24 protein-coding genes and 1 pseudogene are annotated in these 23,918 nt (G+C 72.1%); 11 read left to right on the plus strand and 14 right to left on the minus strand.

All coding sequences use genetic code 11. From position 1 onward, the window contains the following. Positions 1-7: 7 nt before the first annotated feature. From ACGFZS_RS37270 to ACGFZS_RS37280, 3 genes are read right to left on the minus strand one after another with little or no spacing between them, the layout of a single operon-like run. Entirely contained in the window at positions 8-736 is a 729-nt protein-coding gene (locus ACGFZS_RS37270; RefSeq protein ID WP_355714422.1) for a cupin, read from the minus strand. Beyond that, entirely contained in the window at positions 730-1,659 is a 930-nt protein-coding gene (locus ACGFZS_RS37275) for a PmoA family protein (RefSeq protein ID WP_393798819.1), read from the minus strand. The genes ACGFZS_RS37270 and ACGFZS_RS37275 overlap by 7 nt, the downstream gene beginning before the upstream one ends. Next, a complete protein-coding gene (locus tag ACGFZS_RS37280; protein WP_393798820.1) occupies positions 1,656-2,813 on the minus strand; it encodes a Gfo/Idh/MocA family protein in 1,158 nt (385 codons plus the stop codon). Before ACGFZS_RS37280 ends, ACGFZS_RS37275 begins: the two co-directional genes overlap by 4 nt. A gap of 379 nt (positions 2,814-3,192) precedes the next feature. Here ACGFZS_RS37280 and ACGFZS_RS37285 point away from each other — a divergent pair, with 379 nt between their 5' ends. Beyond that, positions 3,193-4,068 carry an undecaprenyl-diphosphate phosphatase gene (locus tag ACGFZS_RS37285; RefSeq protein WP_393798821.1) on the plus strand — a complete coding sequence of 292 codons (876 nt, stop codon included), beginning with the start codon at positions 3,193-3,195 and terminating at the stop codon, positions 4,066-4,068. A gap of 38 nt (positions 4,069-4,106) precedes the next feature. Here the strand turns inward: ACGFZS_RS37285 and ACGFZS_RS37290 are convergent, their stop codons facing one another. After that, positions 4,107-4,814 carry an alpha/beta fold hydrolase gene (locus ACGFZS_RS37290; RefSeq protein ID WP_393798822.1) on the minus strand — a complete coding sequence of 236 codons (708 nt, stop codon included), beginning with the start codon at positions 4,812-4,814 and terminating at the stop codon, positions 4,107-4,109. Positions 4,815-4,948: 134 nt separating this feature from the next. Between ACGFZS_RS37290 and ACGFZS_RS37295 the strand changes: the two genes are divergently transcribed. Both ACGFZS_RS37295 and ACGFZS_RS37300 read left to right on the plus strand, forming a co-directional pair. Beyond that, positions 4,949-5,779 (plus strand): helix-turn-helix domain-containing protein, encoded by an 831-nt coding sequence (locus tag ACGFZS_RS37295; RefSeq protein WP_393798823.1) that lies wholly within the window; start codon positions 4,949-4,951, stop codon positions 5,777-5,779. A 251-nt stretch (positions 5,780-6,030) separates the two neighbouring features. Continuing rightward, positions 6,031-6,210, plus strand: a complete 180-nt coding sequence (locus ACGFZS_RS37300) for a hypothetical protein (protein WP_355714438.1) — start codon at positions 6,031-6,033, stop codon at positions 6,208-6,210. A gap of 13 nt (positions 6,211-6,223) precedes the next feature. On the opposite strand, the gene ACGFZS_RS37305 is transcribed toward ACGFZS_RS37300, so the two are convergent. After that, the gene (locus tag ACGFZS_RS37305) at positions 6,224-6,964 is read right to left on the minus strand and encodes an SDR family oxidoreductase (protein ID WP_393798824.1); all 741 of its coding nucleotides are present in this window, start codon (positions 6,962-6,964) and stop codon (positions 6,224-6,226) included. A 242-nt stretch (positions 6,965-7,206) separates the two neighbouring features. Here ACGFZS_RS37305 and ACGFZS_RS37310 point away from each other — a divergent pair, with 242 nt between their 5' ends. The 3 genes from ACGFZS_RS37310 (at position 7,207) to lnt (ending at position 10,104) form a co-directional block, all read left to right on the plus strand. Further along, positions 7,207-7,878 carry a hypothetical protein gene (locus ACGFZS_RS37310; RefSeq protein WP_393798825.1) on the plus strand — a complete coding sequence of 224 codons (672 nt, stop codon included), beginning with the start codon at positions 7,207-7,209 and terminating at the stop codon, positions 7,876-7,878. A 92-nt stretch (positions 7,879-7,970) separates the two neighbouring features. Next, positions 7,971-8,453: a nuclear transport factor 2 family protein gene (locus ACGFZS_RS37315; protein WP_393798826.1), complete on the plus strand. Its 483-nt coding sequence runs from the start codon at positions 7,971-7,973 to the stop codon at positions 8,451-8,453. A 76-nt stretch (positions 8,454-8,529) separates the two neighbouring features. Continuing rightward, on the plus strand, positions 8,530-10,104 hold the full coding sequence (gene lnt / locus ACGFZS_RS37320) for an apolipoprotein N-acyltransferase (RefSeq protein ID WP_393798827.1): 1,575 nt from the start codon (positions 8,530-8,532) through the stop codon (positions 10,102-10,104). Here lnt and ACGFZS_RS37325 read toward each other — a convergent pair. Then, entirely contained in the window at positions 10,022-10,933 is a 912-nt protein-coding gene (locus tag ACGFZS_RS37325) for a Gfo/Idh/MocA family protein (RefSeq protein ID WP_393798828.1), read from the minus strand. The genes lnt and ACGFZS_RS37325 overlap by 83 nt on opposite strands. A 98-nt stretch (positions 10,934-11,031) precedes the next feature. Here ACGFZS_RS37325 and ACGFZS_RS37330 point away from each other — a divergent pair, with 98 nt between their 5' ends. Both ACGFZS_RS37330 and ACGFZS_RS37335 read left to right on the plus strand, forming a co-directional pair. Then, the gene (locus tag ACGFZS_RS37330; RefSeq protein ID WP_393667200.1) at positions 11,032-11,544 is read left to right on the plus strand and encodes a DinB family protein; all 513 of its coding nucleotides are present in this window, start codon (positions 11,032-11,034) and stop codon (positions 11,542-11,544) included. Positions 11,545-11,656: 112 nt separating this feature from the next. Further along, positions 11,657-12,130, plus strand: coding sequence for a hypothetical protein (locus ACGFZS_RS37335; protein ID WP_393798829.1), 474 nt, complete (start codon positions 11,657-11,659; stop codon positions 12,128-12,130). 54 nt (positions 12,131-12,184) lie between these two features. Here ACGFZS_RS37335 and ACGFZS_RS37340 read toward each other — a convergent pair whose 3' ends face one another. From ACGFZS_RS37340 to ACGFZS_RS37370, 7 genes are all read right to left on the minus strand, one after another. Continuing rightward, positions 12,185-12,709: a hypothetical protein gene (locus ACGFZS_RS37340; RefSeq protein WP_393798830.1), complete on the minus strand. Its 525-nt coding sequence runs from the start codon at positions 12,707-12,709 to the stop codon at positions 12,185-12,187. A gap of 170 nt (positions 12,710-12,879) precedes the next feature. Continuing rightward, positions 12,880-13,566 carry a uracil-DNA glycosylase gene (ung, locus tag ACGFZS_RS37345; protein ID WP_393798831.1) on the minus strand — a complete coding sequence of 229 codons (687 nt, stop codon included), beginning with the start codon at positions 13,564-13,566 and terminating at the stop codon, positions 12,880-12,882. 93 nt (positions 13,567-13,659) lie between these two features. Next, positions 13,660-15,237: an ABC transporter substrate-binding protein gene (locus ACGFZS_RS37350; protein WP_393798832.1), complete on the minus strand. Its 1,578-nt coding sequence runs from the start codon at positions 15,235-15,237 to the stop codon at positions 13,660-13,662. Between the two features lie 231 nt (positions 15,238-15,468). Next, entirely contained in the window at positions 15,469-16,230 is a 762-nt protein-coding gene (locus tag ACGFZS_RS37355) for a glucose 1-dehydrogenase (protein ID WP_390980838.1), read from the minus strand. A gap of 41 nt (positions 16,231-16,271) precedes the next feature. Further along, complete coding sequence (fabG, locus tag ACGFZS_RS37360; protein WP_393798833.1) at positions 16,272-17,033, minus strand: 3-oxoacyl-ACP reductase FabG; 762 nt, start codon at positions 17,031-17,033, stop codon at positions 16,272-16,274. 150 nt (positions 17,034-17,183) lie between these two features. Next, complete coding sequence (locus tag ACGFZS_RS37365; protein ID WP_393798834.1) at positions 17,184-17,633, minus strand: DUF3037 domain-containing protein; 450 nt, start codon at positions 17,631-17,633, stop codon at positions 17,184-17,186. Further along, complete coding sequence (locus ACGFZS_RS37370; protein ID WP_393798835.1) at positions 17,630-18,394, minus strand: HipA family kinase; 765 nt, start codon at positions 18,392-18,394, stop codon at positions 17,630-17,632. The genes ACGFZS_RS37365 and ACGFZS_RS37370 overlap by 4 nt, the downstream gene beginning before the upstream one ends. An 855-nt stretch (positions 18,395-19,249) precedes the next feature. On the opposite strand from ACGFZS_RS37370, the gene ACGFZS_RS37375 reads away from it, so the two are divergent. Then, a complete protein-coding gene (locus tag ACGFZS_RS37375) occupies positions 19,250-19,819 on the plus strand; it encodes a hypothetical protein (protein ID WP_393798836.1) in 570 nt (189 codons plus the stop codon). Between the two features lie 399 nt (positions 19,820-20,218). Continuing rightward, on the plus strand, positions 20,219-20,779 hold the full coding sequence (locus ACGFZS_RS37380; RefSeq protein WP_393798837.1) for a hypothetical protein: 561 nt from the start codon (positions 20,219-20,221) through the stop codon (positions 20,777-20,779). A gap of 53 nt (positions 20,780-20,832) precedes the next feature. Here the strand turns inward: ACGFZS_RS37380 and ACGFZS_RS37385 are convergent. Further along, positions 20,833-21,142: pseudogene (locus ACGFZS_RS37385) on the minus strand (hypothetical protein); the annotation flags it as partial. Between the two features lie 329 nt (positions 21,143-21,471). Between ACGFZS_RS37385 and ACGFZS_RS37390 the strand changes: the two are divergent. After that, entirely contained in the window at positions 21,472-23,802 is a 2,331-nt protein-coding gene (locus ACGFZS_RS37390) for an ATP-binding protein (protein WP_393798838.1), read from the plus strand. The last annotated feature ends 116 nt before the right edge of the window (positions 23,803-23,918 follow it).

Raw genomic sequence — 23,918 nt, forward strand, 5'->3', positions numbered from 1 at the left:
CCCGGCCCTACTGCCCCTGCCGGTACACGTCGAGCCGCCCGCACATCCCGAACCGGCCCTGCTCAAAGGGCTGTTCGGCCTGTACGACGGCCTCGGCCAGGTGCGTGACATCGCCCCGTCCGAGGCGGTCGAGCTGCTCCCCCGTGGCCGCGGCGGCGGCCCGCGCGCCGCGCAGCCAGCGCTCGCGCCACTCGTCGAGCCGGGGCCGTACGAGCGCCGCGGCGGCCCGGTGGAAGGCGGCCAGCGGCTCCGGTCCGGCGGCCTCGCGCAGGGCGCGGTAGCCCTCCAGGGCGAGGTCGCGGCGGGCGCGGGCGAACCGCTCCCGCTCGGCCTCCGGCGCGTCGGCCGGGACGGTGGTCGCCGCCGCGTAGGCCGCCGGGTCGGTCAGGTACTCCGGCGGCAGCGTCAGCACGGCGTCCCCGGCCTCCGGGAGTCCGCTGTTCTGCATCAGCACGGTGATGCGCAGGTCGTCCTCGTTGACGAGGCGGTGGACGGTGCCCGGCGTGAACCAGGCGACCGTGCCGGGCACCAGGGGCGTGACCTCGTACCCGGAGGTGGTGAGCGTCTGTACCGCACCCCGGCCGCCGGTGACGACGTACGCCTCCGAACAGGCCAGGTGCAGATGGGGAGTTCCGCCGCGCACGCCGTCGGCGGCGGGCCAGTCGTACACGCACAGGCGGGAGACCGCGACCCCGCCCGGCAGGCCCGCGAACGCGAACTCCCCGCCGTTCACCACGGATGCGCCTCCAGGTACTTGGCGATGTCCGCGCGCTCCCAGGCGCCGTTCGCGAAGACCACCCGGTAGCGGCGGTGCAGGGTGTCGCCGGGGGCCAGTTCGAGTTCGTCGTGAAAGGCCCAGGAGGGGGCGATGCCGGCGAACGGGTCGTTGCGCACGAACCAGTGGGCGGGATGGGTACCGGCCGTGCCCGAGTGGTCGTTCTCCGGGGCGTGTTCGAAGACGACGGTGGCATGGCCGTCGGCGCCGTCGTGCTCGCCGGAGAGGGCCAGCCAGGGGGACTGGGAACCCATCAGCTCCGGGCCCTCCCCGTCCGGGCCGATGATCCGGCCGTCCCGGAAGGCGCGCGGGCCGCGCCAGAACAGGCCGGTGTAACCCGCCTGTTCGCGACCGGCGGTGGTCGGGCTGCCGAACAGGAGCGGCTCGCCACGGCGGTTGGTGATCGCGCTGTCCCAGGTCAGCGCCCAGGAGCCGGAGTCGGGGTCGACGTCGTGGACCTCGATGCGGCGCCGCTCGTCCGCCCACAGCGAGCCGTCGTACGGATGCCAGCTCAGCCGTTCCGCGATGACGAGCCGCCCCTGAGCCGAGGACAGTTCGTCGAAGCCGAGGTGGCGCATCGAGCCGACGCGCTCCGGGATGGCGACGTAACCCTGGCCGTGGACATAGGAGTTGCCGCCCCACAGATTGGCGCCGGACAGGTGCGAGGCGGTCAGGGAGAGGCCCTTGTGCCAGCGGTGGTCGTTGGGCCGGTAGTCGGTGACGACGTCCCCGGCGAGGGTGCGGACCGGGTGCAGGTAGGGCCGCGGCGCCTCCCAGGCCGCCTCGGGGCGGTACACGTACGTGAAGAGTTGCACCCCGGTGACCGGCTCGGTCACCGTGACCCGGTCGCCGTGGGCGTGCGTGATCCGCAGCTCGCCGCTCACGCGGACACCTCCTCGCGCTCGACCGGCGCCCAGCCCGGGGCGCCCCCGTGCAGGGCCGTGTAATAAGGATCACCCGGACCGATCCCGCCCGCGCGCACGGTCGTGTCGGTGAACGCCGACTTGTACAGCGCGGTGATCAGCTCCAGGCTGGTGCGCCCGTCGGGGCCGCTGCTGCGCGGCCGCTCCCCCGCCCGCATGCCGGCGATCAGCTCGCGCAGCTGGGCCAGGTGCGAGCTGGGCACGTCCGGGCCGAAGTCCTGCCAGGCCGCGGCCTCCTCGGCGGGGACACCGGGGGCGGGGGTGATGCGCCAGTTCTCGTTGCTGTGGCCGTAGAGGTGGGTCAGCTCGACGGTGGCGCGCTCGCAGTCGATCCGGATGCGGCTCACCTCGTCGGGGCTGAGCACGCTGTTCACGACGGTCGCCAGGGCGCCGTTCGCGAACCGGACCAGGGCGGTGGAGACGTCCTCGGTCTCCACGTCGTGCACCAGCCGGGCGGCCATGGCCCGCACCTCGCTCCACGGCCCCAGCAGGTCGAGGAGCAGATCCATCTGGTGGATGCCGTGGCCCATGGCCGGGCCGCCGCCCTCCGTCGCCCAGCGGCCCCGCCAGGGCACGGCGTAGTAAGCGGTGTCGCGGTACCAGGTGGTCTGGCAGTGGGCCACCAGCGGGCGGCCCAGCGCCCCCTCGGCGAGCAGCCGGCGCACATGGGTGGCGGCGGAGCCGAAGCGGTGCTGGAAGACGATCGAGGCGTACGGCCCGCCGTCGGTGCCCTCCTCGGCCTCGACCGCGTCGAAGTCGGCCAGCGACGGCACGGGCGGCTTCTCGCACCACACCCAGGCACCGGCCCGCAGCGCGGCCAGCGTCTGCGCCTTGTGCAGGGTGGGCGGGGTGCCGATGGTGACCAGGTCGGGCCGCTGCTCGTCGAGCATCCGGTCCAGGTCGGTGTAGGCGTGCGGAATGCCCGCCTCGGCGCAGAACTCCCCGACGGCGTCGGCATCGATGTCGACGGCGGCGACGACCTCGGTCTCGCCCTCCGCGGCCAGCCGGGCGAGCGCGGGCAGGTGCGAACCGCGGCCGATGGCGCCGGCGCCGACGACGGCGGCCCGGATGCGCCGGCCGGTGAAGGGGGCTGGGGAGCGGGGCGAGCGGGGCATGGACGTGATCAGCACTCCTCGGGGCGTGTACCGACGATGGGTGCGAACCACCGCCCGACGTGCGCCGCACACGCACCCCGATGTGCGGGAGCAAGCGCTTTCTCCTGCAGAAACGTAAGCGGCGGCACCTCAACCGGTCAACACCCCCTCGGATGTCCGGCGGATCATGGCGACCTCCCCGGCCGCTCCCCGGGCGGTCCCCACCCGCTCCCCACCCGCCCCCGACCCGCTCTCCCGCCCGCCCCTGCCCCGGGTCCGCCTGCCCAACCCCTGTGTCCGGGCTGTCATCCGGGCCCGCTACGCTGCCGTTGCACACGCATGATCACGCGCGCCGCCGCGACCTCCAGCCGCCCCCTCACCCCTGGGACGCCGTACCTTCATGTCTTGGTTTGAATCGCTGATCCTCGGACTCGTCCAGGGGCTGACCGAGTTCCTGCCCGTCTCCTCCAGCGCGCATCTGCGGCTGACCGCGGCCTTCTCCGGCTGGGAGGACCCGGGCGCGGCCTTCACGGCGATCACCCAGATCGGCACGGAGACCGCCGTCCTGATCTACTTCCGCAAGGACATCGGGCGGATCATCTCCGCCTGGTTCCGGTCGCTGTTCGACAAGGCGATGCGGTCGGACCACGACGCCCAGATGGGCTGGCTGGTGATCGTCGGCTCGATCCCGATCGGCCTGCTGGGTGTGACGCTCAAGGACCAGATCGAGGGCCCGTTCCGCGATCTGCGGATCACGGCGACGATGCTGATCGTCGTCGGCGTCGTCATCGGCATAGCCGACCGGCTCGCCGCCCGCGACGAGACGGGCGGCAAGCACCGGGCGCCCAAGCAGCGCAAGACCCTGGAGAACCTCAGTATCAAGGACGGCCTGGTCTTCGGCCTCTGCCAGGCCTGCGCCCTGATCCCCGGCGTCTCCCGCTCCGGCGCCACCATCAGCGGCGGCCTGTTCATGGGCTACAAGCGCGAGGCGGCGGCCCGCTACTCCTTCCTCCTCGCCATCCCGGCGGTGCTCGCCTCCGGCGCCTTCGAGGTCAAGGACTCGGTGGGCCAGGGGCATGTGGACTGGGGCCCGACCCTCTTCGCGACGGTGATCGCCTTCGTCTCCGGGTACGCGGTCATCGCCTGGTTCATGAAGTGGATCTCCAACAAGAGCTTCATGCCCTTCGTCTGGTACCGCGTCGCCCTCGGCATCGTCATCATCGCCCTGGTCTCGGCGGACGTGCTGAGCCCGCACGCGGCGGAGTCGGCGAGCTAGCCCGGTCGGAGCGCGTCCTTCGGCGGGTTCTCCGGCGCTCAGGCGATCTTGAGCAGCAGCTCGGTGAGCTCGGCCGGCATGGTGATCATGCTGTCGTGGCCGGTCGGGAGTTCCCACACCCGCTCTTCCGCGGGCACCGGGCGGCGGACGACGCCCTCCGGTACGGCGGCCACGCAGTGGATGTGGGTCCTGGGGATCGCGCGCACGGCCGGGTCGTCCAGCCGTACCGGCTGCTGGAGGCAGCGCACCGCGTGGTCGGTGAGCATCGTGCGCAGCCACGCCAGGTCCGCCGGATCGGTGACCCCGAACAGGCCGTACGGCGGCGGGAGTTCGGGCAGCGGCGGGACCCGCCAGCCGTCGCCGGAGGCCAGGGTGCGCTCGATCAGGGCCCGGGTCACCGGCTGGATGTCGGCGGCGCTCTCGCCGTGCTCCGGGACCATCGCGTCGAGGTAGACGAGGTGGCCGATCCGGCCGGGGACCCGGTTGGCGGCGGCCGAGACGACCAGCCCCGCGTAGCTGTGCCCCACGAGGACGACGTCGTCGAGGTCCTCGTCCGTGATCAGTCGGACGATGTCGTCCACATGGGTGTCCAGGCCGACGTCGGGCCCGAGCAGCCGGGCCTTGTCGCCGTGTCCCGTCAGGGAGGGCGCGTACACCCGGTGCCCGGCCCCGGTCAGCAGCGGGACCACCCGCTCCCAGCACTCCCCGCTGTGCCAGGCGCCGTGCACCAGCAGATACGTCGACATGATCGTGCTCCTCGGATCGTTCGCGGCTGTCGCCGACAACGCTCGCGGCCCGGCTCCGGCCGCGGCAGAGCCCCGGTGATCCTGGGGGTGACAGGACCAGGCACGGGCGCGGCGGCCCGGACTACCGTGGCGGGATGACCGACGCACCGAACCTGCTGGGCGCCTACGTACGGGCCCGCCGCGAGCTCGTCACGCCCGAGCAGGCCGGCCTCCCCGTGCTCGGGACACGGCGGGTGCCGGGCCTGCGCCGGGAGGAGGTCGCGATGCTGGCCGGGATCAGCGCCGACTACTACCTGCGCCTGGAACAGGGCCGCGACCGCAATCCGTCCGTACAGGTCCTGGAGTCCCTGGCCCGCGTGCTGCTGCTCGACGAGAACGCGACGGCGTACCTGCTCGGCCTGGCCGGTCCGGGCACCGGAAGGCCCCGGCGGCGCCGCCGTGCCCGCGGGGAGACCGTCCCGCCCGGCATCGCCCAGCTCGTCGCCACGCTGCCGCTCCCCGCCGTCGTCGAGGGCCGCTACTTCGACGTGCTCGCCGTCAACGCCCTGGCGACCGCCCTGTCACCCCGTCTCACGGTGGGCGCCAACCGGCTGCGGGACACCTTCCTCGACCCCGCCGAGCAGGCCCTGCACCCGGACTGGGAGAACGCCGGGGCGGGCATGGTCGCCGGTTTCCGCCGCTCCGTCGGGACCGACGCGGACGATCCCCGCGTCATCGACCTGATCGGTGAACTCTGCCTCGCCAGCCCAGAGTTCAGCCGCCTCTGGGCCCGTCACGACGTGGCCGCCTGCGAGGGCGCCGCCAAGTGCCTGGACCACCCTCAGGTCGGCCGGCTCCGGCTGCACCGGGAGCGGCTGGGCGTCAGCGGCACGGCCGGCCAGACGCTCGTCGTCTACCACCCGGACCCGGGCAGCGACAGCGCGGAGAAGCTGGCCCTGCTCGCCTCCGCGGCGCACACGGCGTGAGTCCGGCCCGGGCGCCGTATCTCGGCCAACCCCGAAATCCCCCCGTTCTCCCGGGCGTCGGGCCGCCGAATCGGCTCCGGCGAGAGCGAAGGCCTGCCCAGGGGCCCAGGGCCGGGTCCGTGCCGTGACCACCCGTCCGGCAAATGCCGGGGCTCGGCCGCCCGCCCGCCGTATCGCCCGTGACCAACCCCATACGGTCTGCGTAGTGGCCCGGTAGCGCACCGTCAGTTCTTGCCCCTACGCTGTTCCGTATGTCCCCCGATTCCCGAACCCCTGGTTCCGCGCGGTCTGCTGCCGAGGTCAACGAGCACATCCGGGCGCTGTGGCTGCGTGCGGGCGGAACTCTGTCGGCCCAGGAGCGGGCGGAGTACGAGCTGTTGGTGGTCGAGTGGGCCGAGGCGATCCGCGAGCGGATCATCGAGGCGGCCTGACCCGGCGCCGGGTTCAGCGCCCGCCGGAGACCCGCAGCACCGCGCCCGTCGTGTAGGAGGCCTCGGGCGACAGCAGCCAGGCGATGGCGCCGGCGATCTCCTCCGGCCTCCCGGCGCGGCCCAACGGGGTGCCGGCGCCGACCCGTTCGGCCCGGCCGGGGTCGCCCATCGCCGCGTGGATCTCCGTCTCGATCACGCCGGGCGCCACCGCGTTCACCCGCACACCGTCCGGGCCGAGTTCCTTGGCGAGGCCCACGGTGAGCGCGTCCACGGCCGCCTTGGTCGCCGCGTAGTGGACGTACTCGCCGGGGCTGCCGAGCGTGGCCGCCGCCGAGGACACGTTCACGATCGCCCCGCTCCCCCGCGCCGCCATCAGCCGCGCCGCCCGCCGCGAACACAGCAGCGTGCCCAGCAGGTTGACCTCCACGACCCGCCGCAGATCCGCGGTCCCGGCATCCACCAGCCGCCCGAACGGGCCGGTCACGGCCGCGTTGTTCACCAGCCCCGAGACCGGCCCGAGCCGCTCCTCCGCCGTGTCGAAGAGCCGCTCCACCTCGGCCTCCACGGCCGTGTCCACCGGTACGACGACACCGCGCGCCCCGGCCTTCCGCACCCCCTCCGCGACCGTCTCGGCGGCGTCGGCGTCCCGGCGGTACCCGATCACCAGATCGTGTCCGTCGGCCGCGAGCCGCAGACAGGTCGCGGCGCCGATCCCCCGGCTGCCGCCGGTGACGACCGTGACGGGACGTGTCATGCGAACCTCCTGAATGCGGACCGGACCAAGATCCTACGACCGCCGGCGCCCGAGCCCCCGGAGACGAGGAGGGCAGCCGGCTCCTCCCGGGCGTCCGCGAAAACCCGGTTCGCCTCCCCGTCCGACGATCTACTCTGCTGCTCGATGCTCCGAGCCGGGATCGCGGGCTCGCGTTCCGGAAACGAACGGGTGGGGAAACAGTGGTTCGCCGAAGACGTGCCGGCAGTGCGATGGCCATGGTCATGACCTCGCTGGCGTGGGTGCTCGCCGCTTGCGGAACGGGGCAGGACGCCCAGGAGGGCACCTCGGCCGAGCCGTTGAGCAAGGCGGCACTGGAGCGGGCGACGCTCACGGGCACGGATCTCGACGGGTACGAGGTGCGGCGGGACCTGGCGGCCACCTCCGCGTCCCGCAAGACGGCGGAGCCCGCCGAATGCGCCCCCGCCGTCCAGGCGGTGGGCGGCAGCAGCGGTTTCGCCGCCACCGCGCGTACCGCCCGGATCGTCTCCTCGACGGCGCACGGACCGAGTGCGCACCTGACCCTTTCGTCGCACGGCTCCGGAGACGCGGAGCGGGTGATCGACGCGTTGCGGACGGCCGCCGAGCGGTGCGGGACCTTCAAGGACGTCCTGGTGGACTTCGACTACGCCGAGGTCCAGGTCCGGCCCGACCCCGGCTACGGCGACGAGTCCGTGTCCCTGCGGCTGACCCAACTGGCCGCCGGCAGCGCGGACGAGGAGCCGGTGCGGGTGCCGTACGCGGTGGTGGCGGTCCGCCAGGGCGCGACGGTCGCCATGTTCACCACCTTCAACCGCCCCGGCGGGCCGGGTGGCGAGGAGTCGGCCGCCGTGCCGGAGGCGGTCATCAGGGCACAGCTGAAGAAGCTCGGCAAGGTGCCGACCGCTGCCAAGTGACCGCGGTGTGTTGTCCGCGGCCGAGATCGAACACCTCCCGAAAATCGCCCGTACCCCTTGGCTCGGCCCGCGCCGTGCCCAACACTGTGCCGATGACGCAGCGTGTGGAGCTCGCGACCGTGATGGACCGGCTGGCCGTGGACGAGGTGGTCACCCAGTACGCGGTGGCCGTGGACGACGGTGACTGGGCCGCGTACCGCGGACTGTTCGCCGCGGACGGGCGGGCCGACTACCGGTCCGCCGGCGGGATCGAGGGGGACGCGGAGCAGATCTCCGGGTGGCTCGCCGAGAACCTCGCGCTGTTCGCGATGCGCCAGCATCTGATCGTCAACCGCCGGACGCGGTTCGGGGTGCTGGAGCACGACACCGGCGACAGCGCCCAGGTCCAGGCCGACTACATCAACCCCATGCGCTTCGCCGGCGGCGACGGCGTCTCCACCGCCCCCGACTTCGTGTGCGGCGGCCGCTACTCCTTCGCGCTGCTGCGCACCCGGGACGGCTGGCGGCTGCGCCGGGTGGTCGTCGAGGAGAAGTGGCGGAAGATGACCGAGCGCACGGCCGCCCTGACCGACTGAGCCCGCTCCCGTGCCCCCTGTCGGAGATCCCGCCCGGTCCCGCACACTGGAAGGACCCGCGGGCAGGAGGCGACGCATGAGGACCGTCGAGCGCTGGCTCACCTCCCCCTGGCGGCGTTCCTGCGCCGGGGCGCTGGCGGGCGCGCTGCCGGTCCTGGCCTTCCCGGCGCCGTCGCTGTGGTGGCTGGCGTATGTCGCGCTGGTTCCCTGGCTGCTGCTGGCCCGCTCGGCGCCGACCGGGCGGCGGGCGGCCTACGACGGCTGGTGCGGCGGGTTCGGGTTCATGGTGGCGGTGCACAGCTGGCTGCTGCCGAGCCTGCACGTCTTCATCTTCCTGATCGCCGGGCTGCTGAGCCTGCTCTGGGCGCCCTGGGGCTGGCTGACGCACCGGCTGCTGGGCGGGGAGCCGTCGCCGGCCCGGGCCGCGGTCGCGGTGCTGGTGCTGCCGTCGGGCTGGCTGATGGTGGAGCTGGTGCGGTCCTGGCAGGGGCTCGGCGGGCCCTGGGGCATGCTCGGCGCGACCCAGTGGCAGGTGACGCCGGCGCTGCGGCTGGCCTCCGTCGGCGGGGTGTGGCTGCTGAGCTTCCTGGTGGTGGCCGTCAACGTGGCCGTGGCCGTGCTCGTCTCCGTGCGCGAGGCGCGGGCACCGGCGGTCGCCTCCCTGGTGGCCACGGCCGCCGCGACCTCCGCCGCCTGGGTGTGGGCACCGCGCCCGGACGTCGACGGGCACGTCCGGATCGCCGTCGTACAGCCCGGCGTCGTCGACGGCGGCGACAGCGGCGACCGGCGGTTCGACCGGGAGGAGCAGCTGACCAGGCAGCTGGCCGGACAGCATCCGGACCTGATCGTGTGGGGCGAGAGCAGCGTCGGGTACGACCTCGGGGACCGGCCCGATCTCGCACGGCGGATCGCGGTCCTCTCCCGGGAGACCGGCGCGGACATCCTGGTCAACGTCGACGCCCGGCGCTCCGACCGGCCCGGCATCTACAAGAGCTCCATCCTGGTGGGCCCGGACGGCCCGACCGGCGAGCGGTACGACAAGATGCGGCTGGTCCCGTTCGGCGAGTACATACCGGCCCGCTCGCTGTTCGGCTGGGCCACCTCGGTCGGCAAGGCGGCCGGCGAGGACCGGCGGCGCGGCACCGAGCAGGTGGTGATGAACGTCGGCCACGGGCTGCGGGTCGGCCCGCTGGTCTGCTTCGAGACGGCCTTCCCCGACATGAGCCGGCACCTCGCCCAGGACGGCGCCCAGGTGCTGATAGGCCAGTCCTCGACCTCGTCGTTCCAGCACAGCTGGGCCCCCGAGCAGCACGCCTCGCTGGCCGCGCTGCGGGCCGCCGAGACCGGCCGCACGATGGTGCACGCCACCCTGACCGGAGTCTCCGCCGTGTACGGCCCTAGCGGGGAACGGGTGGGCCCGTGGCTCGGCACGGACGCGAGCACGGCACAGGTCTACACCGTGCCGATCGCCCGCGGTGTCACGCCGTTCGTGCGCTACGGCGACTGGCCGGTGGACGGCGCGCTGCTGGTCCTTGCGGTCTACTGCCTGTCCGAGGGGCTGCGGACGGTCAGGCTGCGCCGGGGTGCTGGCGCACCTCTCGTACCACCTGCTCGCACAGCTCATGGGTCGCCAGTGCGTCCCGGGCGCTGAGCACCTTGCCGGCACGGACGGCGTCGAGGAAGGCGAGCACCGCCTGTTCGATGCCGCGCTGCCGGGCGACCGGCACCCAGTCGCCGCGCCGGCGGACCGTCGGCTGCCCCTTGTGGTCGATCACCTCGGAGAGGTTGACGACCTGGCGCTTGGTGTCCTGCCCGGAGACCTCCAGGATCTCCTCGGCCGAGCCGCTCAGCCGGTTCATCACCCCGAGCGCGGTGAAGCCGTCCCCGGACAGCTGGAGCACCACGTGGTGCAGCAGACCGTCGGCGACCCGGGCCCGGACGGTGACGTCGTCGACCGGGCCGGGGGCGAGGAAGCGCAGGGTGTCGACGACGTGGATGAAGTCGTCGAGGATCATCGTGCGCGGTTCCTCGGGCAGCCCGATGCGGTTCTTCTGCATCAGGATCAGCTCGCGCGGATGGTCGGCGCACTGGACGTAGCCGGGGGCGTGGCGCCGGTTGAAGCCGACGGCCAGCGACACGTTCCGGGCCTCGGCGAGCGTCACGAGCCGCTCGGAGTCGGCCAGCCGGTACGCGAGCGGCTTGTCGACGTACGTCGGTACGCCGGCCTCCAGCAGCCGCGTGACGATCTCGGGGTGGGCGCCGGTGGGCGCGTGCACGAAGGCGGCGTCGAGGTCCTGGGCGAGCAGGTCGTCGAGGGTGAGGTGGCGCCGGCCGGCGGGCAGGTGGAGGCTGTCGGCGACCCGGTCCAGGGTGGCCGGGGTGCGGGTCTGGAGGTGGAGTTCGAGCCCCGGCCGCGTGCCCAGGACCGGCAGATACGCCTTCTGCGCGATGTCGCCGAGTCCGATGCAGCCGACCTTCACTGGCGCTCCCCTAGCGGTTGCCTACGCGTGCCTGTCCCGAAGCATACGGCGCCGAAAATCCGTGGTGGCATCGAGCGGGCTCGGCAAGGATGCGGGGCATGACGACCGAACGCCATGCGCCCGCCATCGACGCCGACGAACGCACCATGCTGGAAGGCTGGTTGGAGTTCCACCGGCAGACCCTCGCGGTGAAGTGCGAGGGCCTGACCGACGCCCAGCTCAGGACCGCCTCCGTGGAGCCGTCCCCGCTGTCCCTGATGGGGCTGGTGCGGCACATGGCCGACGTGGAGCGGTCCTGGTACCGCAGGGTCCTCGCCGACGAGGCGGCGCCGTCGCTCCACTGGAGCGACGAGGATCCGGACGGCGACTTCCACCTCACCGAGGCGGACACCTGGCAGGAGGCGTACGCGCAGTGGCAGGCCGAGATCGAGGCCGCCCGGCGCGCCGCGGCCGGCTTCGGCCTCGACGACCTCTCCAAGGGCCGCCATCACCGCACCGGAGAGCAGTTCAACCTGCGCTGGATCCACACGCACATGATCGAGGAGTACGCCCGGCACAACGGCCACGCCGACCTGATCCGGGAGCGGATCGACGGCGCCACCGGCGACTGACGTCAGCCTGGCACCCGCCCGTCCCCCGTACGGGGCACGAGATCACCCGTGCGGGGCACCAAACTCCTGTCGGCGGTGTCAACGCCCGCGCCCAGCCAGCAGAGTTGCGCGGGTGCATCGAACGACCACCACCGCAGCGCTCCTGGTCACCGTGGCCGTCTCGGCCCTCTCCGGCTGTGTGACGGTCCAGCGTCCGGCGGCGCCGGGCCCCCCGCCGGGGACGGCGCCCTCGCTGCCGTCGGTGCCCCGTCCGGACGGCAGCGCCGAGCCGAAGGTGGTCCAGGCGCCGGTCAAGGAGGCCCTGGAGATGGTCGGCCCGTCCCGGCCCCCGACGCACCCCTCGGCCGCCCCGCCGCACACTCCCGCACCGCCCCCTCCCCCGGCCCACCACCGGCAGCCGGCCGCACGCGCCGCCACCCCGCCGCACCCTCAGCCGCACCGCACGCACACTCCGCGGACCGACCTCCCCGACGTCACCGGTTCCGTACCGAAGGCTCCGGACGTCTGTGCCCTCGGCAAGCAGTACGGCGGCTGGCGCGCGGACAGTCCGCAGGCGCGGATCTGCGAGCAGACGTACGGGCACTGAAGCCGCCGAGCCGAGGCCGTGGTGCGCCCGCCGGTCCGCCCGCTGGTTCGCCCGCTAGTTCGGGCGCTGCCGTGGCGGGCCCCAGGAGTCGCCGCCCGGGGCGTCGTTCTCGCCGAGCCGTAGCGCCAGTCTGCTGATGGCGGCCCGGACCCCGTCGCCGTAGCCGTCGTCGCCGAGGGCGTCGGACGCGCCGCGGGCCCGGCGCAGGTGGGTGCGGGCGGCCTCGGTGCGGCCGAGCTTGACGTAGTCGGCGGCGAGGTTGAGGTGCAGGGAGGGGTAGAAGCCGCGCAGCCCCGCGGCTCCCTCCGTCCCGTCCGCCGTCCCGTCCGTGGCCTCGTCCGCCGCCGACAACGCCCTCAGGTCCCAGGCGAGTTCGTCGCCCGGGTCGTCCTGGGTGTCGGCCAGGTAGTGGGCCAGGGTGCAGCGGTGCAGCGGGGCGCCGTGCTCGCCGATCTCCGCCCACAGGTCGAGGAGGCGGCGGCGGGCCTCCTCGCGGTCCCCGGCGTGGTGCAGCATCACCACCTGGCCGATCCGTGTGAGCACGGCGTCGGGTGCCGTGCGCTCCTGTCGCTCCGCCACGAGGCCCTCCGGGCTGTCGGCCGGTTGTGTGCTGCCGACGTTAGGTGGAGCCGCCTGGTTTTGTGGTCAGGCGGCGCCGTCGGGGCACAGGCCGGTGGGCGGCTGCGGGCCCGGTGGGGGCTGGTCGCGCAGTTCCCCGCGCCCCTAGGGGGTTATGCCCCCGCGGGTTGTCAGCCCAGGTTGGGGATGTGCCAGTCGATGGGCTCGTGGCCCTGGGCGGCTACCGCCTCGTTGATCTGGGTGAAGGGGTGGGAGCCGAAGAACTTCTTGGCGGAGAGGGGGGACGGGTGGGCGCCCTGGACGACGACGTGCCGGGTCTCGTCGATGAGGCGGAGCTTCTTCTGGGCGTAGCCGCCCCACAGGACGAAGACCACCGGGTCGGGGCGTTCGGCCACCGCGCGGATGACCGCGTCCGTGAACTTCTCCCAGCCCTTGTTCTTGTGGGAGTTGGCCTCACCGGCGCGGACGGTGAGGACCGCGTTGAGCAGGAGCACGCCCTGCTGGGCCCACGGCATCAGGTAGCCGTTGTCCGGCGTCTCCTCCCAGCCCAGCTCGCCCTTCATCTCCTTGTAGATGTTCCGCAGCGACGGCGGGATCTTCACGCCGGGCTGGACGGAGAAGCACAGGCCGTGGCCCTGGCCCTCGCCGTGGTACGGGTCCTGGCCGAGGACCAGGACCTTCACCCGGTCGTACGGGGTGGCGTCGAGCGCGGCGAAGACCTCCTCGCGGGGCGGGTAGACGGGGCCGTTCGCCCGCTCCTCCTCGACGAACTCGGTCAGCTCCTTGAAGTAGGGCTGCTGCAGCTCGTCACCCAGAACCCCGCGCCAGGACTCGGGCAGCATGGCGATGTCGGTCACGTCAACGTCCTCACGAATTGCGGTCACTTGCGGTTCCTGCCGATGACGAAGAACCTACAGGCGACCACTGACAACGGGTGCCGGACCGCCGGTTCACCAGCTGGTCTTGCGGTGCAGCTCCCACATCATCATGATCGTCGACGGGTCGAGCGCCTGTTCGCCGCCGGAGACGTCGTCGCTGGCCGCGACGTACTGCCGCCCCTGCCAGATCGGGATCAGCCGGGCGTCGTTGACGAGGATCTGCTGGGCTTCCTCGAAGTCCTTGACGACCTCGCCGCGGTCGCTCTCGGTGCGCGACTGGGGCAGCAGCTTGCCGGTGATCACCGGCGACGGGTAGGGCGTGCCGAGGGCGTTCTGCTCGCCGACGAACGGGGCGATGAAGTTGTCGGCGTCGGGGAAGTCGGGGAACCAGCCGCGCCCGAACACCGGGTACTCGCCCTTCTGGTAGCCGACGACGTACGTCTTCCAGGGACGGCTCTTGAGGGTGATGGTGAACAGCCCGGATTCGTCCAGTTGCTGCTTGAGCAGCTGGAACATCCTGGCGGTCTCGGAGCCGTACCGGTCGGTGGTGTACCAGAAGGTGAGCGGCACCCGCTGGGTGATGCCGGCGTCGGCGAGCATCTTGCGGGCCTTGGAGGTGCTGGGGTCGCCGTAGTCGTCGAAGAAGCCGGTGGTGTGTCCGGTGAGGCCCGCCGGGACCATGGAGTAGAGCGGGTCGACGGTGCCCTTGTACACGGTGTGGGCGATCGCGGAGCGGTCGACGAGCTGGGCGACGGCCTTGCGCACGGCGGGCAGCTTGGCCCACGGGTCCTTGGGGTTGAACACCAGGTAGCTGATGTCGGTGCCGGTGCCGTCGATCAGCTGCAGGTCCGTGTTCCGGTGCGCCTGCAGGGCGACGATGTCGGAGGCGGCGAGGCCGCGGTAGGTGACGTCGATGTCCCCGGACCGCAGGGCCTTGACCATGGTGGCCGAGTCCTGGAAGTAGCGGATGGTCACCGCGCCGTTCTGCCGGTCGGCGAAGCCCTGGTAGTTGTCGTTGCGGACCAGCTCGGCCTTCTTGCCCTCGTCGTAGGACTTGAGCGTGTACGGCCCGGAGCCGTGCACGGAGGGGTCCTTGCGCAGCGAGTGGGCCGGGTAGTCGTCGGGGTCGACGATCGACATGGCCGGGGTGGCGAGCACGAACGGGAAGGTGGCGTCGGCCTTCTTGAGGTGGAAGACCACCTCGCGGTCGCCGAGCGCCTGCACCCGGTCGAGGCTGCCGAGCAGGCCGGCCGGGCCGCTGGGCGCGTTGATGTTCCGGATCCGGTCGATGGAGTACTTGACGGCCGTGGCGTCCAGGGTGTCGCCGTCGGCGAACTTCATGCCGGAGCGCAGTTCGCAGCGGTAGGTGCGGTTGCCGGAGTCCGTGAAGGCGCACTTCGAGGCCGCGTCGGGCTGGGGGGTGGTGGCGCCGTTGGGGTAGGCGAGCAGGGTCTGGTAGATGTTCCGGAACAGCTCCCAGGAGCCGTCCCAGGAACCGGCGGGGTCCAGGGTGCTGGGAGCGCTGGTGGTGCCCACGACGATCGGCCCGCTGTCACTCGTACTGCTGCCGGAGAACACGCCGCAGCCGGCCACCAGGGATATCGACGCGACCGCAGCCGCTCTTCGCAGGCTTCGGTTCCGGTTGAACACGCGCACACTCCTCGATCCGCCGCACCAGGGGTCGGCGGCAGACCATACCGCAGCGTTGTGCGCCTGGAACCACCCCGGAAACACGGGCGTTGATCGAATGTGCTATGACGACGTTGTCATTTGGCGGTGCGGATCGGGGACAGCCGTCCGGGCGCCGTTTCGTCTTTCCTGGGACGGAATGTCTGTGACGAAAACGACGCCCGGAGGCGGGTCGGACGACCTGCGGTGTCGTCAGGCGACGCCGGCGTTGAGGAAGATGCCGCCGTCGACGACGAGCGTCTGGCCGGTGATCCAGTCGGACTGCTCCGAGGTCAGGAAGGCCGCGGCGCCGCCGATGTCGGAGGGCACGCCGAGCCGCTTGAGCGGGTAGCCCGCGGCGGCCTCCGCCTCCCGGCCCTCGTACAGGGCCTCGGCGAACTTGGTCTTGACGACGGCCGGGGCGATCGCGTTGACCCGGACGCCGGGCGCGTACTCGTGCGCCAGCTGCTGGGTCAGGTTGATCATCGCGGCCTTGCTGATGCCATACGCGCCGATGAACGGCGCGGCGGAGAGCCCGGCGACGGAGGCGATGTTGACGATGGCGCCGCCGTGCTCCTTCTGCCAGGCGTGCCAGGTCTTCTGGGCGAAGCCGAGCGCCGAGATCACGTTGGTCTCGAACACCTTGCGGGCCACGTCCAGGTCGACGTCGGCGATCGGGCCGAACACCGGGTTGGTGCCGGCGTTGTTGACCAGGTAGTCGACGCGGCCGAAGGCCTCCATGGTGCGTTCGACGACCTCGGCCTGGTGGGCGAGGTCGTGCGCCTTGCCCGCGATGCCGATGACCCGCTCGGAACCGAGGCTCTCGACGGCCTCCTTGAGGGCCTCCTCGTTGCGGCCGGTGATGGCGACCCGGTCGCCGCGGGCGATCAGCGCCTCGGCGACGCCGTAGCCGATGCCACGGCTGGCGCCGGTGACGACGGCTACCTTGCCGGACAGCTCGGGCAGTTCAGTCATGTCTGTGATCCTCGATAGTCCCGATGGGTCTCTGCTGCCCGCTAGTCGAGCGGCCCGCCGGCCACGTACAGGACCTGGCCGGAGACGAAGCCGGCCGCCTCGTTCGTGAAGAAGGCGATGGCGTTGGCGATGTCCTCGGGCTCGCCGACGCGCTGCACGGGGATCTGGGTGGCGGCGGCGGCCTTGAACTCCTCGAAGCCCATCTTGACGCGCTCGGCGGTGGCCTTGGTCATCTCGGTGGCGATGAAGCCGGGGGCGACGGCGTTGGCGGTGATGCCGAACTTGCCGAGTTCGATGGCGAGGGTCTTGGTGAAGCCCTGCAGACCGGCCTTGGCGGCGGAGTAGTTGGCCTGGCCGCGGTTGCCGAGCGCCGAGGAGGAGGACAGGTTGACCACGCGTCCCCAGCCGGCCTCGACCATGTGCTGCTGGACGGCCTTGGTCATCAGGAACGAGCCGCGCAGGTGCACGTTCAGGACCGTGTCCCAGTCCGACGCGGACATCTTGAACAGCAGGTTGTCGCGGAGCACACCGGCGTTGTTCACGAGGATCGTCGGGGCCCCGAGCTCCTCGGCGACCCGTGCGATCGCGGCCGCGACCTGGGCCTCGTCGGAGACGTCGGCGCCGACCGCGATCGCCTTGCCGCCGGCCGCGGTGATCTTCTCGACGGTGTCCTTGCAGGCGGCCTCGTCGAGGTCGACGACGGCGACCGCGCGACCCTCGGCGGCCAGGCGTACGGCGGTGGCGGCGCCGATTCCGCGCGCCGCACCGGTGACGACGGCTACCCGCTGCTCAGTGGTGGACATTCCTGTGTCTCCTCGCCCTTGAGAGAACTGATCGAGAGAGCCCGCTCGCGGAGCCCCTCCGCGGTGAGCGACCGCTTAGTACCTTCGGTAGACGTGACGCTAGAAGCCCTGGCACGCGGTGTCAACGTCACACCGCGCGGGTGTGATCCATTACCTCACCAGGAGGTCCAGCAACCGTGCCGTCTCGGCGGCCGGATCGCGGGTCAGCCCGGTGTGCACCGGCCCGGGCTGCACGACGGCCGAGCGGGGCGCGACGAGCCAGCGGAAGCGCCTGCCCGGGTCGTCCCCCGCAGCGGGTCCCGCCGCCGCCCCGCCCGCGCAGACGCCCTCGACCGCCCCGAGCGCGGCCCGCACCCCGGCGACGTCCGCGTCCGGGTCCAGGGCCAGCAGCCGGGCCTCGTCCAGATGGGTGCGCGCGCCGACGTAGGCCTTGGCCCGGCAGTACACGATCACGCCCGCGTTGATGCACTCGCCGCGCTCCACACGGGGTACGACCCGCAGCAGGGCGTACTCGAAGACGTCCCGGTCGCCGCCCTGGCCGGCCCGGGTGATGTGGCGCTCGGTCACATGCCCGGCCATGTAGATATGGGTCTCGCTCACTTGGCCCCCTCGATGCCGGTGATGCGCTCGTGGATGACGGCGGCCCTGGCGAGCAGCGGACGGGCATAGGTGCGCCGGAGGTCGTCGGGCGTGTCGAAGCCGGGCTCACCGGCCAGCCAGACGTCCGGGATCTCGGCGGTGACCTCGTCGAGCAGTTCCTCGGTGACCCGGGGCGCCAACACGGCGGCGGCCGCCCCGACATCGGGGGCGAACCGGTTCAGCGCATGGTCCGAGGCGTCGTACGGCCGGGCGGCGGAGGTCTGTGCCGACGGCCAGTTGTGCTGCCAGATCATGGTGGCGCCGTGGTCGATGAGCCACAGCTCGCCGCGGTGCACCAGCAGGTTGGGGTTGCGCCAGGAGCGGTCGACGTTGTTGATCAGCGCGTCGAACCAGACGATCCGGCCGGCCTCCTCGGGGCCCACGGAGAACGCGAGCGGGTCGAAGCCGAGGGCGCCGGAGAGGAAGTCCATGCCGAGGTTGGTGCCGCCGCTGCCCCGCAGCAGGTCCTGCACCTGCTGCTCGGGTTCGCCGAGCCCCAGTACCGGGTCGAGTTCGACGGTGACCAGCCGGGGCATCCGGAACCCGAGCCGGCGGGCGAGTTCCCCGCAGACCACCTCGGCGACCAGCGTCTTGCGCCCCTGCCCGGCACCGGTGAACTTCAGGACGTACGTCCCGAAGTCGTCGGCCTCGACGAGCCCCGGCAGCGACCCACCCTCACGCAACGGCGTGATGTAACGGGTCGCGGTGACCTCTTTCAACACTTTCCCAGGCCGCCCATCTCTTCAACCTTGCAATCCACAGCAGGCTTTGCGGAGGTGGAGCAGCGGGAATCACCCGTCAAGCAGTCCGCCGAAGGCGGTGCGCCCCTTGCTGCCGGCCTCCGGCATGAAGTGAGCATAGTAACCGAGGGTGATCGCGCGCGAGGAGTGCCGCAGCACGTGGAAGCAAGGGTATGTGGACGGCACACGTCTTCCGCCTCGCCCAGAGCCGATGCCCTCCGGAATCAGCCCGGACAGGATGCCGCGCCGGTAGTCGACCGAGGAGACTGAGAGGGAGTTGTCCAAGGTGCGGCACGACGAAGCCACGCCTTGGCACCCTGATGGGTCAGCGCCGCCTTCTCGTAGAACTGTCCTCGACCTGGAGCGAGCCCAGGACGCCGTCGTCATGACGGCCGCCGGGGTCGAGCCTGCCGTTGCCAGTGGTGTCGGCGAGGCCGTCGATCGCGCAACACCGTGTCGAGAACTCGCCTACCTGCCGTACGGTCACCACATGACTGAACTGGTGTTGCGGGGCGCCGGGTCACGGCACGCTTCACGCGGGACGCGGTGCTGTTGGAGCGGGCGCGGAGACGATCGAGAATCCGTATACCGCTCACCGCCATAGAGACGGTCCGTACGCAGGGACGTGCCGGACAGGACTCGCGAGCACGTACGACGGGTCGGCCCGAGCAGCGCGTCACCGAGATCGTCCTGACCTCCGCCTCCACGAGCACGGATCCCGTTGTCTACACCCTCAGCTCACCGAGCGCCGAGGCCGCCCAGGTCTTCGCCTCAACGGTCACTGCGGCCCTGCCGGTACGCGATGCCGCACAACCGCGCGTGAACGGCGCGGAGTTGGTGACGACAGAGCCCCGGCTCTCCGCCGAGAAGCGCAAGGACCGCTGGCTGGCAGCGGCCCAGGACCGGGCGCGCCTCCTGGCCCTGGGCGCCCTGTTCGTCCTCGGGCTCGCGCTGACTTCGGCGACCGGAGACCGGAACCTCGCCAAGCTCTGGGCCGTCCTCTTCACACCGTTCCTCGCCGGGTGCGCGGTCGCCCTGAGCGTGTACGAAACCACGGTGAACTGGTGGCTGCTTCGCCGCCGGGGAATCACGGTCGTGGCCACCTTCAAAGAGAACGTCCACGGCACCGGGCCCGACGGCGAGACCACGGTCACCAAGGTCTACACATTCACCGACGCTTCGGGCACCAGGCGAACGTACAGTGGCGGCGGCGGAAAGCTGGTCGCCACAGACCCGGCCCGCGTCGAAGTGACGTACGACCCGTACGACCAAGACCGGATCGCCGCCCGTAAGGGACCCGTAGTCCGTACCTTCTCGTTCCTCGCGTACGCCCTCCTCGGCCCGCCCGCCAGCGCGCTGACCGTCGCCTATCCGTTCGTCTTCGGCGCCGTCATTCTCATGAGCTGAACATCGCCGGAGGGCACCGGCGGGGTCGGCCGGCTATCCGCCGTATCCGCCGGCCGTGCCGCTCTCACTCCACAGAGAGCAGAAACTCACGGCGCGGGCTGCGGCCGAAGGTGACCGGATGGCACTGGTTGCGCTGGTCATCGTGCTGGTGTTCGGCGCCTACGTCCTTGGGCACGTGATCGGCCACCGCTCCGCCAAACGATCTCAGTCGGAGCCGAGCAACAGTCCGCACCCTGCGGGGACGCACCGACCAGCTGCTCGGTACGGCCGCGCGAGCACTCCCCGGCATGCGTCGCCCTCGCCAGTGCGCTCATCTGCTACCGGCGCGCCGTCCGTTGAGGGGAACGTCCCGCAGCGGGTACAAGTCCCTACGAGCCGATCACAGCCGGGGGAGGCAGCTTGGACAGTTCGGTCAGCCAGATCGTGATCGCGGTGTTGGGCATCGGCGGCACGCTCGCGGCCGCCGTCATCACACAGCGCGGCGCGGACCGCGCCAGGACCCGCGAGCTGGAGCACACCAGGCAACTCCAGCAGGACGAACGCGAGTACGCCACTCGCCAGGCCCGGCTTCAGGCACGGCGCGCGTGCTACGCCGCGCTCAGCGCCGGCACCCGCGACTTGGCCAACGTGATGACGAAGGCCCTCCACGCCCTGGAGAAGGGCGAGATGACCGGGGAACTGCGGTCGGATCTGGACCGGGCGCGCCGCGACCACCGCCTGCGCCATGCCGAGGCCCAGATGGTGCTGCCCGACACGGTCGCGGAGGCGGCCGGCACCGCGAACCGCCATCTCGGCGACTTGTACGGCCTGTTGATGCGCATCGACGGAGGCACGGCCCAGCCGGGAGAGAACGCGGAAGCCGCCCGGGAGAGCCTGAACGAGCTGTGGGATCCCCTGTGGGACATGCGCCGCGTCATGCGCGCCGACCTCGGGATTACGGCACCCGAACAGGACCGGTAGCGACACGGGCCGAGCTCAGGGCCCCGTCCTGTCGAGCGCGTTGGCCAGCAGGTCGTACGCGCTGCAGTCTCGACGATGTCGGCGACGCCATCGGAGCGTGACACGCCCACGGCATGCGAAGCCCGGACCTCCGCCGTGCGCGCCTTCGCACGCGCGGCCATGAACCGCTGTGCCCGCGGCGGGATGTTGAGGTCCTCCGTGGCCATCGGTGCCCAGGCCGGAGTGCTCTTCCAGACCGGCTCTCCCGTAGGAATGCCCTGCCAGCACAACGGGCCCGGCGATGCTCGACAGGAGGTCCTCGACGTACGCGGCATCGCTGTTCAGCCCTCGCAGCGGATCGGCCGCGGCCACCACCGGATAACCGTCCTGTCACAGCTTTTTTCGAGGACGCCGCCCCGCCCAGCGCCGCCGGGGAGAATCTGGGGCTTCGCCGCTGCCGTCACAAGGGTGCTCATTCAACACGGAGAGTAAGCAGCGCTGGGACTGAGGGGGCGGCCGGGGAAACTCGGTCGAGAAGGTCATGGTGGGCTGCGACTCCGGCCAGATGCTGTTCAAGCTGACCGGGCCCAGTTGTTCGGGCAGGACGACACTCGCCCGTTCAGCACCCGATGCGCCGCACCCTCCAACCCTCGCGGCAGTCTGATTTATCATCCTTTTAGGTCATGGTGTCGAGGACGGTGTCAGTGCCTGGTGTGATCTCGGAAGCGGGGAATCTGCCCGCCGCCTTCACCACGTTCGTGGGCCGTCGGCGGGACATCGTCGAGATCCGCCGCCTCCTCGGCTCGGCGCGGCTGCTGACGCTCACCGGGGTGGGCGGGGTGGGCAAGACGCGGCTGGCGCTGGCGGTGGCCGCGACGTGCGGCAAGGCCTTCGCGGACGGGTGCTGGCTGGTGGATCTGGCCCCGGTGCGGGAACCGTCGGCGGTCGCGAGTGCGGCGGCGACCGCGCTGGGGGTGCCGGACCTGGGCGCCAGACCCGTCCTGGACGACCTCGCGAGGCATCTGGCCGGGCGCCGGGCACTGATCGTGCTGGACAACTGCGAGTATCTGGTGGACGCCTGCGCCGAGCTGGCCGACAGGCTGCTGTCGGCCTCCGCCGAACTGCGGATCCTGGCGACGAGCCGCAAGACGCTGGGCCTCACGGGCGAGCACGTCGTCACCGTACCGCCGCTGTCCGTGCCGGACGAGGCTGTCGAGCTGCTGCGGGACCGGGCCACCGCCGTCCGGCCGGACTTCCGGATCACCGACGCGAACTGGGCCGGGGTCCGCCGGCTCTGCGCCGACCTGGAGGGCTTGCCGCTGGCGATCGAGCTGGCGGCGTCCAGGTTGCGCACGCTCACCGTCGACCAGGCGGTGGACCGACTGGAGGAGGACCGGTTCAAGCTGCTCACGGGCGGCAGCCAGGCCGCCCGTCCGCAGCAGCGCACGCTGCGCGCGCTGATCGACTGGAGCTACGACCTGTGCCGTCCCGCCGAGCGGCTGCTGTGGAACCGGCTGTCGGTCTTCGCCTCCGGTTTCGGCCTGGACGCCGCCGAAGGCGTCTGCTCGGGAGAGGGAATCGACCGGGACGAGGTGCTGGATCTGCTGGACCGGCTGGTCGCCCAGTCCGTCGTCCTGGCCACCGAGCACGAGGGCCAGCCGCGCTACCGGCTGCTGGAGACCATCCGCCGGTACGGCAGACAGCGGCTCGCCGCATCCGGCGAGGAACAGCGGTTGCTGCTGCGGCACCGCGACTTCTTCCTCGCCCTGGCCGAGCGGCTCGCCGACGGCTGGTACGGCCCCGGCCAGGAGGCGGCGCTGGCCCTGCTCCGCGCCGAGCAGGGCAACATGCGGGCCGCGCTGGACTGCGGCGGCGACCCGCAGGCGACCCTCGCGCTGGCCGCCGCGCTGCGCTTCCACTGGTGCGCCGACGCGTTCCTCGGCGAGGGTCGGCGACGGCTCGACCGGGCTCTCGCCGCCGCGCCCGAGCCCACCCCGGCCCGGGCCACGGCGCTGTGGGTCGCCGCCTGGGTGGCGCTGCTGCAGGGCGACCACCCGGCGGCCGAGCGGTGGCTGGACGAGGCGGAGGAGCTCGGCGAGCAGTCGAACGACGTGGTGGTGCGTGCGCACGTCCTGTGCTTCCGGGCCACGCTGGCCATGTTCAGGGGGCGGCGGAAGGAGGCCGAGTCGCTGTTCGAGGACGCACTCGCCACCCGGACGACGCTGGGCGACGGACCCGAGGCGGTTTTCCTGCTGTTCCAACTGGCCGCCGCCCAGACGCATCCGAAGGACCAGCGCGCGGCCGAGACCGGCCGGCGCGCGGTCGCGATCTCCCAGGCGCACGGTGAGCGGTGGGCCCGTGCGCACGCGCTGTGGGCGCTGAGCCTGGACTCCTGGCTGCACGACGATCCGGAGGCGGCCACGGCCCTGATCCGGGACGCCCTGGAGATCGAGAGGGGCTTCGGTGACTACGTCGGGACGGCGCTGATGATCGACCTGCTCGCCTGGATCACCGCCTCCCAGGGCGACCACGAGCGGGCGGCGCGGCTGCTGGGCGCGGCGCGCCCCCTGTGGCGGGACACCGGCACCACCATCCTGGCCTTCGGCCCGCTTCTGGGCGTACTGCACAGCCGATGCGAGGAGGCGGTCGTACGGGCCCTGGGTCCGGCGGCGTACGAGAAGGCGCTCGCGGAGAGCGGCCGTCGCCACGACGGCCCCGCCCGGGCGGTGGCGTATGCCCTGGGCGGCGACCACAGCGAGCACGGCGACGACGGCGGGCACGGGGGTACGGGCGGGCGCGGGGGCACGGGCGAGCGCGGTGCCGACACGGCCGCCCCGGCCGGCGCCGCCCCGCTGACCCGCCGGGAGCGGGAAGTGGCCGCGCTGGTGGCCCAGGGCATGAACAACCGGGTGATCGCCGCGATGCTCGTGCTGTCGCCCCGCACCGTCGAAGGGCACGTCGAGAACATCCGGGCCAAGCTCGGCTTCGGCGGCCGTGCCCAGATCGCGGCCTGGTGGGCGGCGAACCAGACGCCCGCCCCGTAGCGGGACCGGGGCGCCCACTTTCATGAGAAACGCATGAGAACCCCGTAGAAATACCCATGGCCCGGGGTCTGCCCCCGGGCCTTTCATGTTCGTGACAGCCATATCGAGGCGGTCGG

The organism is Streptomyces sp. NPDC048288, from assembly GCF_043201555.1.
In the GTDB taxonomy this organism is placed as follows: Bacteria; Actinomycetota; Actinomycetes; order Streptomycetales; family Streptomycetaceae; genus Streptomyces.

Coding starts and splice junctions, on each gene's coding strand:
- ACGFZS_RS37280 (WP_393798820.1), bottom strand. CDS start 2,813: ATGCCCCGCTCGCCCCGCTCCCCAGCCCCCTTCACCGGCCGGCGCATC.
- ACGFZS_RS37285 (WP_393798821.1), top strand. CDS start 3,193: ATGTCTTGGTTTGAATCGCTGATCCTCGGACTCGTCCAGGGGCTGACC.
- ACGFZS_RS37290 (WP_393798822.1), bottom strand. CDS start 4,814: ATGTCGACGTATCTGCTGGTGCACGGCGCCTGGCACAGCGGGGAGTGC.
- ACGFZS_RS37295 (WP_393798823.1), top strand. CDS start 4,949: ATGACCGACGCACCGAACCTGCTGGGCGCCTACGTACGGGCCCGCCGC.
- ACGFZS_RS37300 (WP_355714438.1), top strand. CDS start 6,031: ATGTCCCCCGATTCCCGAACCCCTGGTTCCGCGCGGTCTGCTGCCGAG.
- ACGFZS_RS37305 (WP_393798824.1), bottom strand. CDS start 6,964: ATGACACGTCCCGTCACGGTCGTCACCGGCGGCAGCCGGGGGATCGGC.
- ACGFZS_RS37310 (WP_393798825.1), top strand. CDS start 7,207: ATGACCTCGCTGGCGTGGGTGCTCGCCGCTTGCGGAACGGGGCAGGAC.
- ACGFZS_RS37315 (WP_393798826.1), top strand. CDS start 7,971: ATGACGCAGCGTGTGGAGCTCGCGACCGTGATGGACCGGCTGGCCGTG.
- lnt (WP_393798827.1), top strand. CDS start 8,530: ATGAGGACCGTCGAGCGCTGGCTCACCTCCCCCTGGCGGCGTTCCTGC.
- ACGFZS_RS37330 (WP_393667200.1), top strand. CDS start 11,032: ATGACGACCGAACGCCATGCGCCCGCCATCGACGCCGACGAACGCACC.
- ACGFZS_RS37355 (WP_390980838.1), bottom strand. CDS start 16,230: ATGACTGAACTGCCCGAGCTGTCCGGCAAGGTAGCCGTCGTCACCGGC.
- fabG (WP_393798833.1), bottom strand. CDS start 17,033: ATGTCCACCACTGAGCAGCGGGTAGCCGTCGTCACCGGTGCGGCGCGC.